This window comes from Pseudomonas sp. PDM32, from assembly GCF_019219225.1.
Lineage (GTDB): Bacteria > Pseudomonadota > Gammaproteobacteria > Pseudomonadales > Pseudomonadaceae > Aquipseudomonas > Aquipseudomonas laurylsulfatiphila.
This window is the reverse complement of record NZ_JAHUWE010000004.1, coordinates 369620-386506: the sequence shown is the minus strand read 5'-3', so window position 1 is coordinate 386506 and position 16887 is coordinate 369620. Positions and strand designations below refer to the sequence as shown.

Sequence of the window (16887 nt, the reverse complement as noted above, 5' to 3'; positions counted from 1 at the left end):
TTACTGGGCGGCTTTGACAGCCGACGCCAGTTGGGCGCTGGCCTTGGCCGGGTCCGCGTCCTTGTCGTTCATGAAGTTGGTGACCACGTCGAAGATCGCGCCCTGCACCGCCAGGGAAGTGGCCATGTTGTGCGCCATGCTCGGTTGCAGGCCGCCGGTCTTGTCGTCCGCAATGAAGTCCTTCGCCGACTTCTGGGCGCACTCGTCGAAGCCAAGCTTGTCCATTTCGCCCAGCATGTCGTTACGCACCGGGATCGAACCCTTGTTCATGCTGAATACTTTCTGGAAGTCGGTGCCCAATGCGACCTTGGCCAGGTCTTGCTGGGCGGCGATATCGCCCTTGCGATCAGCCTTGAGCTTGAACACCGCCAGGGAGTCGATGTTGTAGGTGAAGGCCTTTTCAGTGCCCGGGAACGCTACGCACTGGTAGTCCTTGCCCGCGACTTTCCCGGCCGCCGTCCACTCGCTTTTCGCCCAGTCGCCCATCATCTGCATGCCGGCCTTGCCGTTGATGACGTCAGCAGCGGCGATGTTCCAGTCACGACCGGCACGGTTCGGGTCCATGTAGCCGGTGATCTTTTTCAGCTCGGCGAACGACTTGGTCATTTCCGGGCCGGACAGGGTTTTCTGGTCCAGGTCGACCAAGGCTTTCTTGTAACCGTCGGCGCCCATGACCGAAAGCACCACGTCTTCGAACACGGTGCTGTCCTGCCAAGGCTGACCGCCGTGGGCGAGCGCGATGAAGCCGGCGGCCTTGAGCTTGTCGCCGGCAGCATAGAATTCTTCGAGGGTGGTCGGGGCTTTTTCGATCCCGGCTTTCTTGAACACTTGCGGGTTGATCCACAACCAGTTGACGCGGTGGATGTTCACCGGCACGGCGACGTAATCGCCTTCGTACTTCACGGTGTCGGAGACTTTCTTCGACAGCAGGCCATCCCAGTTTTCCGCCTTGGAAACGTCTTTCAACGCGTCGGTGCTGAGCAGGCCGGTGCTGCCCCACTCCTGGATGTCCGGACCCTTGATCTGCGCAACGCCTGGCGGGTTACCGGCTACGGCGCGACTCTTGAGTACGGTCATGGCCGTGGAACCGCCGCCACCGGCGACTGCGCCGTCCTTCCAGGTGAAGCCGTCTTTTTCGACTTGAGCCTTCAGGACATCGACCGCTGCTTTTTCACCACCGGAGGTCCACCAGTGAACGACTTCAACGGAACCTTTGGATTCGGCGGCCAGGACACTGAGGGGGAGCGCAGACAGGGAAGCGAGAGAAATGACAGTAGCGAGGCGAGAAATCGCATTCATCTAGGAGCACCTTTCTTGTTGTTATGCATGCAAGTCTGTTGCTTGCGCTGCATAAGATTCTAAACAGGGGATATCCCCTCGCAGGTAACGAAGGGATGCGCGAATGTCACCGCATGGTTACATAGAACCGCTCTGGGACAACTGCGCCAGCGCCGTGGCCATGCTCGGCGCCAGCGCCAGGCGCGGAATCAGCACGGCTTGCCAGGCATGGTAAAGGTCAGGCTTGCCGGGCCAGATATCGGCGCTCGGGCGGTTTTGCGGATCGAGTTCGTGATACCAGCTGCCATCACAGCGGTCGATGAAATGACTGTCACAGAATTCCCAGAACAGGCGGTACCACTGCTCGTACTGCAGGTCACCCGTGCGTTTGATCAGGGCACTGGCGGCGGCACTGGCTTCGCAATGGGTCCAGTGCAGGCGATGGCGGACCACCGCTTTGTTGTCCCAGTCCAGGGTGTAGACAATCCCCGGTGCGCCATCGATGTCCCAGCCGTGACGACAGTTGTGCTCGAAGAGTTTTTGCGCATCGGTGACCAGCCAGCCCGGCGTGAGCATCCCCGCACTCACCCGCGAAGCTTCGAGGTGCAGCAACAGCCGCGCCCACTCGAAACCGTGGCCCGGGGTGGTGCCGTAGGGGCGAAAACCGTCCGCCGGATTGTCACGGTTGTAGTCTCGCAGTGGCTGCCAGTCGCGGTCGAAATGCTCGATCACCAGGTAGTCGTTGGCAGCGGCGTGACCATGGATCACGCGTTCGACGATGCGCTGGGCGCGGCACAACCAGCGGTTGTCTTCAGTGACATCGGCCAGGGCGAGGAAGGCTTCGGTGGCGTGCATGTTGCTGTTGGCGCCGCGATAGGCTTCCTCTTCACTCCAGTCGCGATTGAAGGATTCGCGCATCGCGCCTTCTTCTTCACTCCAGAACCAGGTGTCGATGATGTCGATGGCATCATCGAGCAAGGCTTGCGCACCGGGACGCTGTGCGACCACCGCAGAACTGGCGGCCAGCGCGACGAAGGCATGCAAGTAGGCGTTCTTGCCGGTGTTGTCATCGCGATGTTCGGCAGTGGCGAACCAGCCGCCGTGAACCGCATCGCGCAACGGACCACGCAGGGCCGCAACACCGTGATCGACCAGCTCGGCAAAGCCCGGCAAGCCCTGGATATGGGCCATGGCGAAGCTGTGGGTCATGCGTGCGGTGTTCATGGTCTGGGCCTGCGCACCGGCCGGGAGGCGGCCCCTTTCATCGAGGCTGCCAAAGCCTTCAGGGAGCTTGGAAGCCTTGGCAAAACTCAACAGGCGCAGGCCTTCGGCGGCGAGCCATTGCTGGTGGGCAGGTGCGTTCAGCCAACTGCTGAAGGCTGGTTGGAGGGAGTCCATGGCGTACCTTTTTTGTTGTTATGACTGAGGGGGAGCATAAACAACGGAAGGCGGCGGGCTTGTAACGAAGGGGCTGGGTTATGTCACCGGGTTGTGACATTTCCTTGGGAGATGTGTTGGATCATCTGACGCCTTCGCGAGCAAGCCCGCTCCCACAGTTGATCGCATTCCATCTGGATGAACTCGGTCAAATGTGGGAGCGGGCTTGCTCGCGAAGAACGATAACGCGGTCTGACTAGTCAACGCTGCGTGGCAATTGCAAGGTCACCCGCAACCCACCCTCACGCAGGTTCTGCAAGCTGACCTCACCGCCATGGCTATGGGCAATGTTGCGGGCAATCCCCAGCCCCAACCCATACCCCTGCTGCTGCCCGGCCAGACGGAAATGCGGTTCGAACACCTGCTCCAGCCTCTGCTCCGGCACGCCGGGCCCTTCATCATCGACATGCAGGATGAACGCGCGGTCATCGTCATCGATGTGCAGGTGCGCGTTCTGCCCGTACTTCAACGCATTGTCGATCAGGTTGCCGATGCAGCGCTTGAGCGCCAGGGGTTTGCCCGGATACGCCGCCAGCGCCCGCCCCTGCTGGGTCACGCGACCATTGCCGTTGGGGGCCAGGTACGGTTCCACCAGACAGTCGAGCACATGGTTGAGGTCCACCGGCTCGATGTTCTCGTGGATGTCGGTGTCCTTCACGCATTGCAGCGCGCCCTTGACCAGCAATTCGAGCTCGTCCAGATCGCGCCCGAACTTGGCTTGCAGCGTTTCGTCTTCGAGCAATTCAACGCGCAGGCGCAAACGGGTGATCGGCGTGCGCAAGTCGTGGGAAATCGCACTGAACAACTGGCTGCGCTCGGTCAGGTACCGGCTGATGCGCTCGCGCATGGTGTTGAAGGCGCGCCCGACCTCGACCACTTCGCTGCCACCGCCCTCGGCCACCGGTTCCACGTCGGCACCCAGCGACAGATCGCGCGCGGCCCGCGCCAGGCGCTTGAGCGGACGACTCTGCCAGTGCACCAGCAGGCCGATGAACAACAGCAGAAAGCCGCTGGTCAGGACGATGAACCACACCTGCTGCGCCGGCAGGCCCTGCTCTTCAAGACTGGTGTAGGGCTCGGGCAGCAGCGAGGCGATGTACAGCCATTCACCCGGCGCCATCTGGATCTGCGTGACCAACACCGGCGGGTTCACCGGTTCCAGGGTCAAGGCGTAGTGCGCCCAGGAGCGTGGCAACTCATCGAGTTTCAGGCCGCCATTGAAGATGCGCAGGTCTTCCGGGCTGACGAAGGTCACCGAGATGTCCGTGTCCTGGCCGAGGGACTGGCGCAGCACCTCGTCCACCGCCTTGAGCACCGCCTCTTTGCGCGGGGTGATGGGCAGCACTTCCATGCCCAGGGGTTTGTCGTTGAGCGTGACCACGAACCGGGTGCCGCCCATGCTGCGCAACTGATCGAGCACCAGGGGCCGAAACGCCACCGGCAACGAACGAAAATAACTGACACTGGCCGTCATCGAATGGGCCAGGCTGCGGGCGCTGGTAACCAGGCCCTCGAGCTGCGTGGCGCGCAGTTGCGACACCCAGATCACACTCGACAGCGCCTGGGCGAACAGCACGGCCAGCAAGGTCAACAGTAACATCCGCCCGAGCAGCGAACGCGGCATCGGTAACCTGGCGGCGAGCTTGCGCAACATCTCAGTGGCCATTGACGGCAACCACATTGGCCGCCAGTTGGTAGCCGCTGCCACGTACGGTGCGGATCAACCGTGGCGGTTTTTCCGTGTCGCGCAGGCGCTGGCGCAAGCGGCTGACCGCCATGTCGACGATGCGATCCAGCGGCATCAGTTCACGGCCACGGGTCGCGTTGCCGATGGTGTCGCGGTCGAGGATTTCCTGCGGATGGTCGAGGAACAGTTTCAGCAGCGCGAAGTCGGCGCCCGAGAGAATCACCTCTTCGCCATCGATGTGAAACAACCGATGGCTGACCATGTCCAGGCGCCAGTCATCGAAGGCCAGCACCTCACCGCCGTTACGCTCCTGACCGAACTGCGCGCGGCGCAGCAACGCCTTGATCCGCGCCTGCAATTCCCGTGGGCTGAACGGCTTGCCGAGGTAATCGTCGGCGCCGAGCTCCAGGCCGATGACCCGGTCGGCTTCGTCGGAACTGGCGGTGAGCATGATGATCGGCACCTGCGCCTGGCGCGGATGCTGGCGAATCCAGCGACACAGGCTGAAGCCGTCTTCGTCGGGCAGCATCACGTCAAGGATCACCAGGTCGGCCGGCGCCTCGTTCAGCGCCTGGCGAAAACCGGCGCCATCGGCAGTGGCACGTACCTGGAACCCGGCGCGAGTCAGGTAGGTGTCCAGCAACTCGCGTATCTCTTGATCGTCATCGACCAACAAAATCGACTTGTTGACTGAGCTCACAGGAAGGCGTCCTTGATATTGGAATTGGGCGGATTATGCCTTAAGCACCGAAACTGCAAACACCACAGAAACAATGTGGGAGCGGGCTTGCTCGCGAAAGCGGTTTTACATTCAACACATTCGTTGACTGACACACCGCATTCGCGAGCAAGCCCGCTCCCACATTTTGATCGCATTTCAGGCTGGGAGAGATTGCTCCAAGGCCACACCCGCACCCATCAATCCCGAATACGGCGCCGTCACCAGCCACACCGGAATCCCCTTGAAGTAATCGCTCATGCAACCCTTGTCGGCGAAGCAGCGGGCGAAACCGCTTTCGAGGAAGAAGTCGGCAAACCGTGGAATCACTCCGCCAACGATGTACACGCCAGCGCGTCCACCGCTGGTCAGCACGTTGTTGCCCGCCACGCGACCGAGCCAGCAGCAGAACTGCTCAAGCACTTCCACGGCAATCGGGTCGCCCGCCAGCCCGGCGGCAGTGATGGCTTCCGGAGTGTCGAGCACCGGCGTGTGCCCATCCACCGCGCAGATCGCCCGGTAGACGCGGGGCAAGCCGCCGCCGCTCAACGCGGTTTCAGCGCTGACGTGGCCGATCTCGTTGAAGATGTGCTGCCAGAGTTGGGTTTCACGCGGGCTGCTCAAAGGCAGGTCGACGTGACCGCCCTCCCCTGGCAACGCAGCAAACCGGCCCTCGCCCAGATCGAGCAAGGTGCCGACGCCCAGGCCGGTGCCCGGGCCAATCACCACGGCCGGACGCAACGGCTCCGGCGCGCCTTCGCAGACCACGCGGAATTCGCCGGGCTGCAAACGGGTCATTCCCAGGGCCATGGCCGAGAAGTCGTTGACGAGCAACAGTTGATCCACCTGCAAGGTCTGGCAGAAACCCTTGCGGCTCAGACGCCAGTGATTGTTGGTGAACTTGAACTCATCGCCACTGACGGGACCGGCCACCGACAGGCATACCGAACCGATCGAACCCGGCGCCAGCCCCAGACCGTTGAGGTAGAGGCTGATCGCTTCTTCCGGGCTGGGGAAATCCGCCGTTGCCAGCACCTGGACCGATTCCAGCTGCTGGTTTTTCCACAACGCGAAACGTGCGTTGGTCCCACCGATGTCACCGACCAAAGCCAGTTTCAATTAAGCGTCTCCAGGGCAGAAGTAAAGGCGCTGGCGCCCTGCTCCGCCGAGCTGAAGGCCATGCGCATGAAACCAAACAGTTCGCGACCGGTGCCGATGTTGTTGCCCAACAGGCCCTTGGCCGGTGTGCGCGCTGCAAATTCTTCGGCGTCCACCTTAAGCTCCAGGGTGCCTTTGACGCCATCGACGCGGATGATATCGCCCTCTTGCACCCGCGCCAAAGCGCCGCCGACATAAGCTTCGGGGCTGACGTGAATGGCCGCCGGAATTTTCCCCGATGCACCGGACATGCGTCCGTCAGTCACCAGCGCCACCTTGAAGCCGCGGTCCTGCAACACGCCGAGGAACGGCGTCATCTTGTGCAGTTCGGGCATGCCGTTGGAGCGCGGCCCCTGGAAGCGCATCACCGCGACAAAATCCTTCTCCAGCAAGCCGGCCTTGAACGCATCGGCCAGGTCCTGCTGATCCTGGAACACCATGGCCGGCGCTTCGACGATCTGGTTTTCCACGGCGACGGCGGAGACTTTCATCACCCCGCGACCGAGGTTGCCTTCCATCACCCGCAGGCCACCTTCGGCCGAGAACGCGCGGGCCACCGGCCGCAGGATGCTTTCATCGAGGCTGTCGGTCACGCCTTCGCGCCACACCAGTTCGCCGTTGTCGAGGAACGGCTCCTGGGTATAGCGGCTCAGGCCATGGCCCATCACGGTGTTGACATTTTCGTGGAGCAGCCCGGCTTCCAGCAGTTCGCGGATCAGGAACGACATGCCACCCGCGGCCTGGAAGTGGTTGATGTCGGCCTTGCCGTTCGGGTAGACGTGGCTCAGGGTCGGCACCACCTCGGAGAGGTCGGCCATGTCCTGCCAGGTCAGTTGAATGCCCGCCGCCATGGCGATGGCCGGCATGTGCAGGGTGTGGTTGGTCGAGCCGCCGGTGGCGTGCAGCGCGACAATCGAGTTGACCAGCGAACGCTCGTCGACGATTTCGCCGATCGGCATGAAGTCGCCGTTCTGCTTGGTCAGGCGCGTGACCTGGTGCGCGGCTTCGCGGGTCAGGGCGTCACGCAATGGCGTGTTCGGGTTGACGAAGGACGCGCCCGGAAGATGCAAGCCCATGACTTCCATCAGCAACTGGTTGGTGTTGGCGGTGCCGTAGAAGGTGCAGGTGCCAGGGCTGTGGTAGGACTTCATCTCCGACTCCAGCAGCTCCTCGCGGGTCGCCTTGCCTTCGGCGTATTTCTGCCGCACGTCGGCTTTCTGCTTGTTGGAAATGCCCGAGACCATCGGCCCGCCCGGCACGAAGATCATCGGCAGATGGCCGAAGCGCAGCGCGCCCATCATCAGGCCCGGCACGATCTTGTCGCAGATACCGAGCAGCAGCGCGCCGTCGAACATGTTGTGGGACAGCGCCACGGCGGTGGACAGCGCGATCACTTCGCGACTCGGCAGGCTCAGCTCCATGCCCGGCTCGCCCTGGGTCACGCCATCGCACATGGCCGGGGTGCCACCGGCGAACTGACCGACGGAGCCGATTTCGCGCAGGGCCTTTTTGATCAGCTCCGGAAAGACTTCGTACGGCTGGTGCGCCGAGAGCATGTCGTTATATGACGAAACAATCGCGATGTTCGCGGCGTTCATCATCCGCAGGCTGTGCTTGTCGTCGCTGCCGCAACCGGCCACACCATGGGCGAAGTTGGCGCATTGCAGCTTGCCGCGCATCGGCCCGTCGCTGGCCGCACCGCGAATCAATGCAAGGTAAGCCTCACGCGTGGCGCGACTGCGGGCGATAAGCCGTTCGGTGACCTCAAGGACGCGGGGATGCATGTGTAGAACTCCAGGCTAACGGATGTGGCGACCTGATTGTCTATGCTGATCAAAGGCCGGTGTCGATGGGATGACAGACGGTTTTCTTGATCGGTTGGACCAGTTGATTCAGGTCACTCGTTGTAGATTGAACAAAATATTGCCATCAAAAAGGCTTGTTTTCTATTTTTTTGCGAATAATCTTGTAATTCCAACAACAAAACGACGGTAGCGCCGCACTATGACTCTTCGAATCGCAATCAATGGTTTTGGCCGCATCGGCCGTAATGTCCTGCGCGCACTCTATACCCAGGGCTACCGTCAGGATCTGCAGATCGTCGCCATCAACGACCTGGGCGACAGCGCGATCAATGCTCATCTTCTCAAGTACGACACCGTTCACGGCACGTTCGATGCCGATGTCCAGCATGACCAGGAGAGTCTGACGGTCAACGGCGACCGCATTTCGGTCAGCGCCATTCGCAACCCGGCCGACCTGCCCTGGGCCGCGGAAAAGATTGATGTGGTGTTCGAATGCACCGGCCTGTTCACCGACCGTGCCAAAGCCGCCGCGCATATTACGGCCGGCGCGCGCAAAGTGATCATCTCGGCCCCGGCCAAAGGCGCCGACGCCACCGTCGTTTACGGGGTGAACCACGACATTCTGCGCCAGTCGCACCAGATCATCTCCAACGCGTCGTGCACCACCAACTGCCTGGCCCCGGTGGCCCAGGTGCTGCACCGCGAGCTGGGCATCGAAAGCGGTCTGATGACCACCATTCACGCCTATACCAACGACCAGCACCTGACCGACGTCTATCACGTCGATCCATACCGCGCCCGTTCGGCCACCCAGAACATGATCCCGAGCAAGACCGGTGCTGCTGAAGCGGTGGGCCTGGTGCTACCGGAACTGGCGGGCAAATTGACCGGCATGTCGGTGCGCGTCCCGGTGATCAATGTGTCGCTGGTGGACCTGACCGTGCAGCTCAAGCGCGAAGCGTCGGCCGATGAGGTCAATGCACTGATGAAAGAAGCCAGCCAGCACTCGAAGATCCTTGGGTACAACACCCTGCCGCTGGTCTCCAGCGACTTCAACCACAACCCCCTGTCGTCGGTTTTCGACGCCAACCACACCAAATCCAGCGGCAAGCTGCTCAAGGTCCTGGCCTGGTACGACAACGAGTGGGGCTTCTCCAACCGCATGCTCGATAACTGCCTGGCGCTGTGCAACGCAGAATAAGCAGCACGCCCCCCCTTCTTTGTAGGAGCGAGCTTGCTCGCGATGGTCGTTAACGATAACGCGGGGGACCTGATGCCCCGCGGTGTTCTACAGTCCATCGCGAGCAGGCTCGCTCCTACAAGTTGCGTGTCATGTCTGGAGCAACAATCGATGATCGGCATCAGTTTTACGCAAAAGACCCTGGCGGCGCGCAAGCGTATCGCCCTGGTTGCCCATGACCACTGCAAGGTGTTCTTGCTCGATTGGGCCGAACGACAGAAAGACAAGCTGGCCCAGCATGATCTGGTCGCTACCGGCACCACGGGGTTGTTGTTGCAACAACGCCTCGACCTGCCCGTGGAGAGCATGATCAGTGGCCCCCTGGGTGGCGATCAACAGCTCGGTGCACAAATCGCCGAGCAGCAGGTCGACATGCTGGTGTTCTTCTGGGACCCGTTCGAGCCACAACCCCACGACCCGGATATCAAGGCATTGCTGCGGGTCGCGGCCGTGTGGAACATTCCGGTGGCGTGCAACGAATGCAGCGCCGATTACCTGCTCAGCAGCCCGTTGATGGATCAGGCGCATCTCCATCGGATTCCCGATTACGCGAGCTATTTGCAGGGTCGTGCGTAAAGCATCACAAATCAGTGCTTGACCACCCAAGTAGATGATAAGCATTATCATTAACTCAAAATGGATCAGGTTCTCCCGTGAGTCAGTCGCGCTTCAACCACGTTTTCCTCGCCCAGCGCACCTCCCTGCTGCGCACGCTGGAGCGGATGGTCAACAATCACAGCACCGCTGAAGACCTCTTGCAGGAAACCTACCTACGGGTGACCCGTGCATTGAGCGAACGGGCCATCGATCATCTTGAGCCCTTTGTCTTCCAGACGGCGCGCAACCTGGCGCTGGACCATTTGCGCGCACGGCGCATTCATTCGCGCACCATGGTCGACGACGTACCGCAGGAGGTGGTGCACAGCGTCGCCGCCCCCACCAGCAGCGCCGAAGACGCCGCCCACGCCGAACAATTGCTGGAGCGCCTGAACGTGAGCCTCAGTGAACTGAGCACCCGCCAACAGCGGATTTTCATCCTCAGCCGCCTGCACGGGCATAGCTACCAGGAGATCGCCGATGAGCTGAACGTATCCCTCAGTACCGTGCAGAAAGAGCTCAAATTGATCATGTCGATCTGCATCGGTGTCGCCGATTGCATGGGCGCCAACTGAGCATCAGGACCTCCCGCTTACCTGGGCCGACTGCGCTGGCCATCGGGCTTTGCTACCCTTGGCCCACTTGTAACGCCTCACTAAAAAAACAGCCGTGCACAGACACTGCCGAGGAAACACCGTGACGGACAACCACCGCCCCCCTGAGCCTTCTCTGGCGCAGGATCCCGCAAGCGCGATGGACCAGGCCCTGGACTGGCTGATCGTACTCGGCAGTCCCGACGAGGAGCAGACCCGCCAGTTCCAGGCGTGGCTTGACGCCGATCCGTTGAATGCCCAGGCGTTCGCCAAGGCCCAGGCGATCTGGGACGGCCCGCACGTGGCGCAATGCGCGCAAAGCCTGGCTGCCCGTCCCGAGAAAGTCACGGTCCTCGCCCGCTTGCGTCCGCACTGGAAACCGCTGGCCACCGCCGCCGTGCTGCTACTCGGTCTGTTCAATTTCAGCAATTTGCCGATGCGCCTGCAGGCCGATCACCTGACCGTGGTCGGCGAGCGCCAGCGCCTGCAACTGGAGGACGGCTCCACTGTCCTGCTCAACACCAATTCGGCGTTCTCAAGCACTATCAACGACCAGCAACGCGTCGCGCGCTTGTATCAGGGTGAAGCGTTTTTCGAAGTGCAGGCCAGTCGTAACCAGCCACTGGAAATCGACGCAGGCCCCGTCACGGCCAGCGTTCGCGATACCGCGTTTGCGGTGCGTTACCTCGACGGCGTGGCACAGGTGCGGGTGCAACGCGGGGATGTCGACTTGCGCGCCACCCGTGACGATGCGCGGGTGCGCTTGTCCGCCGGGGAAAGCATTCGCATCGGCCCCAACGGCTTCGACCGCCCGGCCAAGCTGGATGCCGCCACCGACCTGGCGTGGGTCCAGGGGCGACTGGTGTTTGAAAACTGCCCGTTGAACCAGGTGCTGGCGGAACTTCGCCGCTACTACCCGGGCTGGATCATCAACAACAACGAACAGTTGGCCGATGTCGCCGTGACCGGCAACTACCGCCTCGATCAGCCACTGGATGTGGTTCGCTCCCTGGCCCACATCACCTCGGCACGGCTCCAGGAATTCCCGGCGCTGGTCATCTTGAACTGAATGAGAATTATTTTTACTCGATAGCCAAGCCCTGTACGTCTCGTTATAGCCAATGCAATTGATTCGCATCTAACCATGCCAATCAGCACCTATAAAGATTCGTGCGACACGGAGCGCTATCGATGTCCTCTCGCCTCACCCGCCCAGACACTTCACCTTCCCGCATGCTGTCGCTGCTGACCGCTGCCATCCTGATGGCTGGTACCGCACCGCTCATGGCCGCCACCGCCACCGAGCCATCGACTCGCAAAATGGGCGACTACGCGTTCGCCATTCCCCAACAGTCTCTGGTATCGGCACTCAATGCCTTTACCGCTGTGACCGGCTGGCAGGTCGGCGTGTCGTCGGAGCTGGCGCAAGGTGTGGCTTCGCCGGGCGTCCGTGGTTCGCTGGCGCCGGAGAAAGCCCTGGATCGCCTGTTGGTGGGGACCAACCTGAGTTATCGCAAACTGGGCAATAACAGCATCGTGCTGGAAAAGCGCAGCGCTAGCAGTACCCTCAATCTGGATCAGGTCACCATCAGCGCCACCCGTAACGAGCAGGATGTGAACAGCGTACCGAGCACGGTCTCTGTCTACACGCGCGAAGATCTGGACCGCAACAACGTCAACACCATCAAGGAACTGGTGCGCTACGAACCCGGCGTTTCGGTAGGCGGCGCAGGCCAGCGCGCCGGCATCACCGGCTACAACATTCGCGGCATCGATGGCGACCGTGTGCTGACCCAGGTCGACGGGGTGCAGGTTCCCGACGGTTTCTTCAACGGCCCGTATGCCCAGACCAACCGCAATTATGTCGACCCGGAAATCGTCAAGCGCGTGGAGATCCTCCGGGGCCCGGCGTCGGTGCTGTATGGCAGCAACGCCATTGGCGGTGCGGTCAGCTACTACACGCTGGACCCGGACGACATCATCAAACCGGGCAAGGATGTCGGTGCACGCCTGAAAACCGGCTACAGCTCCGCCGATGAAAGCTGGCTGACCTCCGGCACCGTCGCCGGCCGCAGCGGCGACTTCGATGGCCTGTTGCACTTCAGTCAACGCAACGGTCATGAAACAGAGTCCTATGGCGAAACCGGCGGCACTGGCCTGAACCGTACCGAAGCCAACCCCCAGGATGCTCGCACCACCAGCGTGCTGGCAAAACTGGGCTGGGATTACGCCGACGATGCGCGCCTGGGCCTGACCTACGAGCACTACAAGGACGACCGCGACTCCAATCAATTGAGCGCGGTGGGCGGCCCGTTCAATGACGGACGCGGTTTCGGCTTCTACAAGTCCCGCACCGGCAACGACACGATCACCCGCGAACGCTTTGGCCTGGAACACAGCTTCGGCCTGGACAGTGCACTGGCTGACAACATCAAGTGGACGCTGAACTACCAGATCGCCAAGACCGACCAGACCACCGAAGAAATCTACGCGCCGTCGCGGACGGTGCTGCGTAACCGCGATACGACTTACAAGGATCGCCAATGGGTATTCGATGCCCAGGTCGACAAGTCGTTTGCCATCGCCGACACCGAACACTTCGTCACCTATGGCACCACCATCAAGCAGGACAAAATCACCGGCCTGCGTACCGGTACCGGCACTTGCCTGACCGTGGCCGGCGCTTGCCGGGTCATCGGTGCCCCTAGCGCCACCGACACGCTGATACCGGCCAGTGACTTCCCGGACCCGACCGTCAATAGCTACAGCCTGTTCGCCCAGGATCAGATCGGCTGGGGCAACTGGACCTTCGTACCCGGTGCACGCTACGACTACACCCAGCTCAAGCCGCACATCACCGAAGAGTTCCTGGCCACCGCCGACCAGAGCGGCAACGGCACGGTGAGCGACGAGACCAAGACCTGGCATCGCTTGTCGCCGAAGTTCGGCACCACCTACAGCTTCAACGATAACTACACCTGGTACGGCCAATACGCCGAAGGCTTCCGCACCCCAACCGCCAAGGCGTTGTATGGCCGTTTCGAAAACCTCGCCGGCGGCTATCGGGTCGCGCCTAATCCGGACCTCGAACCGGAAAAGAGCAAAAGCTACGAGACGGGTTTGCGCGGCAACTTCGAGCAGGGCTCGTTCGACGTGGCCGTGTTCTACAACAAATACCGCGACTTTATCGACGAGAACGCCATCACTCCCGGCTACACCGAGACCACGTTCCAGAGCAACAACATCAAGCACGCCACCATCAAGGGCGCCGAGGTCAAGGGACGCCTGAACCTCGACGCCTTCGGCGCGCCGCAAGGCCTGTACACCCAGGGCTCGGTGGCCTATGCCTACGGTCGCAACGACGACAGCGGCGAGCCGCTCAACAGCGTCAACCCGCTGACCGGTGTGTTCGGACTCGGATACGACCAGGACACCTACGGCGGTTTGCTCAACTGGACACTGGTGAAGAAGAAGGACCGCGTCGACAGCAGCACCTTCAAGACCCCTGACGGCACCAGCACCCAGTTCAAGACCCCGGGCTTCGGCATTCTGGACCTGAGCGCGTTCTACAAGGTGACCGACGACGTGACCATCAGCGGCGGCGTCTACAACCTGACCGACAAGAAGTACTGGCTGTGGGATGACGTGCGCGGTTACGACAGTGTCGGCGAAGCCTCGGTGACCCAACCGGCCAACCTCGACCGCCTGACCCAGCCGGGTCGCAACTTTGCGGTCAACCTGGTCTGGGATATCTGATCCGCTCATCCCGTCGGGTGGTTTCATCACGCCGCCCGGCGAGGATTTTTTACTGTCAGGCGCCCTCCTGTTCGTCTCGTTACCAAGCGCCTCTTCTTTTTCCAAGGAATTGCCATGACTACCCAGGCCACCGAACAACGCCCCAACCTGCGCTCGCAGCGTTTGAACCAGATCACCCACGAGCCGCACAGCAAGCTCGATGCCCTGGTCAAGGCCCACTCCCCGTTTGAAACCCAGACCAGTTTCGCCCGCTTCGTGGTGGCGCAGTACCTGTTCCAGTCGGAACTGGTGTCGCTGTACAACGATGCCGAACTGACCGCCATCGTCCCGGACCTGCCGGCCCGCTGCCGCGCCGATGCGGCCAAGGCCGACCTGGCGGACCTGGACACCGACGTACCGGCACCTGTCGCCAGTGCCCTGAAGTACCCGACCAAGGCCGAGGCCCTGGGCTGGCTCTTCGTCTCCGAAGGTTCGAAGCTCGGCGCAGCGTTCCTGATCAAGCGTGCCGTGGGCCTTGGCCTGAGCGAAACCTTCGGTGCCCGCCACCTCGGCGAACCAGCCGGCGGCCGCGCGGAAGGCTGGAAGCGCTTCGTCAAAACCCTGGACAGCCTTGAGTTCAGCACTCAGGAAGAAGCCGACGTGGAAAAAGGCGCCATTGATGCGTTCAACCGCTTCACCGTGTTGCTGGAGCAGGCTTACGCCACCGCCCCAGAAGTCGCCTGATACAGGACTGTCCCTGTGGGAGCGAGCCTGCTCGCGATGAGGGTATTCCAGACAGCATTATTGTCGACTGATACTCCGCTATCGCGAGCAGGCTCGCTCCCACAGGGGGATGTCGTAAGCCTGTAAGATCTCGATCTGCCTCACATGTTGCCTTGAGCCCATGCCCACCTCTTCCAGACTCTCCCGCCTCCTCTTCGGCCTGCTGGCCTATCTCAGCCTGGGCATCGGCCTGATCGCGATCGTCGTTCCCGGCCTGCCGACCACTGAGTTCATCCTGCTGGCCGCCTGGGCCGCGACCCGCAGTTCGCCGCGCCTGAGTGCCTGGCTGGAAAACCACGGGCTGTTCGGCCCCATCCTCCATAACTGGCGCAACGGCAAGGTCATCGCGCGCCGCGCCAAGGTCAGTGCCACCGTCAGCATGCTGGTATGCGCCGCTCTCATGGTGGTGATGCTCGATCACCGCTGGCCGGTCTACCTGGCAATTGCCGGGATGGGGCTGGGCAACCTGTGGATCTGGTCACGACCGGAATCGTTGCCGCAAGTCACCTGAAATCCCTTCAAACCCGCCAGAAACTGCCGGCAAAAACACACTTGGAAGTACCGGCTTCATTGCCGGGAACACGACGGGCCTAACTACGTAACATCTGTTGATAGCAAATATGAGCGAATGAAACGTTCGGCACGTTGCGACCGCCCACCCCTGAAGCCTCTTTGCGTTGAACCTGAATCAACCAATGCCCCAGGTTGTATTCAACTTCCCACTTATAGCGATACTTGCCACTGCTGGTCCAGAAAGGATCAGACTTCAACTGGCCATAACACCTGCCCAACTCAAGGGCTTGCGCAGCGCTACCCGTGCTGTCCGTTATAAGGTCGAACCTTTGATCACCTGCCCCCCTGTTCAATATCAACGTAGCGGTAGCGCCTTCGAGCGGCTGCCCTGTCGAATCCCTCAACCGGACCGACCAGTTCAAGACTCTGTAGGCCTGTGTGGTCGCCCAGTAGTGCGGCAGCTCACCGGCATCGTCCCGGACGCGACTGTCGGCGTAGTAAGGCGCTGAGCCAAACTCGAGCTTGTAGATATCACCCGCTACGAAGGGAGCAGACGGCTTCTTCGAAATGCGAACCTGAACTTCCTGATTCGGCTGCAAGCCAGAAACCGTCAAGGGGGTACCCCAAGGGATTAGGGCCCAGTTTCCATCGCGATTGTATTCCAGCGTCAATGGCCGGCCGTTCAGATCCCTCGCGTAGATCCACACATCCTGCCCCCGTACCGCCATGAAGCTGTACTGCTTCACCTGCGTTTCGTCAGCCAGACTTTCTTCGAGGGTGTTCAGTTTGTCCGGCAGTACCGTGGTCGCCGAGGGTATTTGAGAGGCGATACCCGAAACAGCTGCCGAGTTCAGAAAAGACATCGCAGGTGCCGATTCTGCTGCCAAAAACATTCCCCAAAACAACAACACCGAGCGCAACCCGGTGCTTTTAAAGCAAGTAATCCACATAAGGTTTTCTCATTATTTTCTGTCAGATGCCGGAAGCCAAAACCTCCGAAAGAGTTCCACCGAGGTGGCATCTGCATTTAAGCGACCTGCCCTTTATGAGAAGCGGTACATATGTATTTCATTCAAGGCGCCCATCGCGCTCAGGCGTCGGGGGGCAACGCCGGATCTGGTCGAGACAGGAGTCACTGCCGCAACCCTCCTGAATTCACCCCGCGCTTTTTCCTATTTTTACCCCCATTTTCAGCACATTTTTCTGCGCAAACGTTCAACCACTACCGTTCGTCGGCAGCCCATTCATGTAACCTGGCCTTCACGCCGATGTGCATTGATCGGCGCTAAATGGATTTAGCGAGTGAGCCGCAACGGCTCACAGCCAACACTTCATCCATTCGC

14 protein-coding genes are annotated in these 16887 nt (G+C 61.2%); 7 read left to right on the top strand and 7 right to left on the bottom strand.

Translation table 11 applies throughout. The features are described from left to right. From KW846_RS10405 to edd, 6 genes are all read right to left on the bottom strand, one after another. Entirely contained in the window at nt 1-1299 is a 1299-nt protein-coding gene (locus KW846_RS10405) for an ABC transporter substrate-binding protein (protein ID WP_218482169.1), read from the bottom strand. A 117-nt stretch (nt 1300-1416) separates the two neighbouring features. Beyond that, nucleotides 1417-2676 (bottom strand): AGE family epimerase/isomerase, encoded by a 1260-nt coding sequence (locus tag KW846_RS10400; RefSeq protein ID WP_218482168.1) that lies wholly within the window; start codon nt 2674-2676, stop codon nt 1417-1419. 235 nt (nt 2677-2911) lie between these two features. Further along, nucleotides 2912-4339: an ATP-binding protein gene (locus KW846_RS10395; protein WP_015096573.1), complete on the bottom strand. Its 1428-nt coding sequence runs from the start codon at nt 4337-4339 to the stop codon at nt 2912-2914. Nucleotides 4340-4370: 31 nt separating this feature from the next. Next, nucleotides 4371-5102, bottom strand: a complete 732-nt coding sequence (locus KW846_RS10390) for a response regulator transcription factor (RefSeq protein ID WP_218482167.1) — start codon at nt 5100-5102, stop codon at nt 4371-4373. A gap of 177 nt (nt 5103-5279) precedes the next feature. Next, complete coding sequence (locus tag KW846_RS10385; RefSeq protein ID WP_218482166.1) at nt 5280-6239, bottom strand: glucokinase; 960 nt, start codon at nt 6237-6239, stop codon at nt 5280-5282. Next, nucleotides 6236-8062, bottom strand: coding sequence for a phosphogluconate dehydratase (gene edd / locus KW846_RS10380; RefSeq protein ID WP_007974426.1), 1827 nt, complete (start codon nt 8060-8062; stop codon nt 6236-6238). The genes KW846_RS10385 and edd overlap by 4 nt, the downstream gene beginning before the upstream one ends. 220 nt (nt 8063-8282) lie before the next feature. On the opposite strand from edd, the gene gap reads away from it, so the two are divergent. From gap to KW846_RS10345, 7 genes are all read left to right on the top strand, one after another. Then, nucleotides 8283-9284 (top strand): type I glyceraldehyde-3-phosphate dehydrogenase, encoded by a 1002-nt coding sequence (gap, locus tag KW846_RS10375; protein WP_218482165.1) that lies wholly within the window; start codon nt 8283-8285, stop codon nt 9282-9284. Nucleotides 9285-9434: 150 nt separating this feature from the next. Further along, on the top strand, nt 9435-9899 hold the full coding sequence (locus KW846_RS10370; protein ID WP_218482164.1) for a methylglyoxal synthase: 465 nt from the start codon (nt 9435-9437) through the stop codon (nt 9897-9899). Between the two features lie 77 nt (nt 9900-9976). Further along, nucleotides 9977-10495 (top strand): sigma-70 family RNA polymerase sigma factor, encoded by a 519-nt coding sequence (locus KW846_RS10365; protein WP_218482163.1) that lies wholly within the window; start codon nt 9977-9979, stop codon nt 10493-10495. Nucleotides 10496-10616: 121 nt separating this feature from the next. Then, nucleotides 10617-11582, top strand: a complete 966-nt coding sequence (locus KW846_RS10360; protein ID WP_218482162.1) for a FecR domain-containing protein — start codon at nt 10617-10619, stop codon at nt 11580-11582. Between the two features lie 122 nt (nt 11583-11704). Further along, a complete protein-coding gene (locus KW846_RS10355; protein WP_218482161.1) occupies nt 11705-14269 on the top strand; it encodes a TonB-dependent receptor in 2565 nt (854 codons plus the stop codon). Between the two features lie 114 nt (nt 14270-14383). After that, entirely contained in the window at nt 14384-14992 is a 609-nt protein-coding gene (locus tag KW846_RS10350; protein ID WP_218482160.1) for a biliverdin-producing heme oxygenase, read from the top strand. A 160-nt stretch (nt 14993-15152) separates the two neighbouring features. Next, nucleotides 15153-15542, top strand: a complete 390-nt coding sequence (locus KW846_RS10345; RefSeq protein WP_218482159.1) for a YbaN family protein — start codon at nt 15153-15155, stop codon at nt 15540-15542. Between the two features lie 79 nt (nt 15543-15621). Here KW846_RS10345 and KW846_RS10340 read toward each other — a convergent pair whose 3' ends face one another. Next, nucleotides 15622-16494 (bottom strand): hypothetical protein, encoded by an 873-nt coding sequence (locus tag KW846_RS10340; protein ID WP_218482158.1) that lies wholly within the window; start codon nt 16492-16494, stop codon nt 15622-15624. Between the last annotated feature and the right edge of the window lie 393 nt (nt 16495-16887).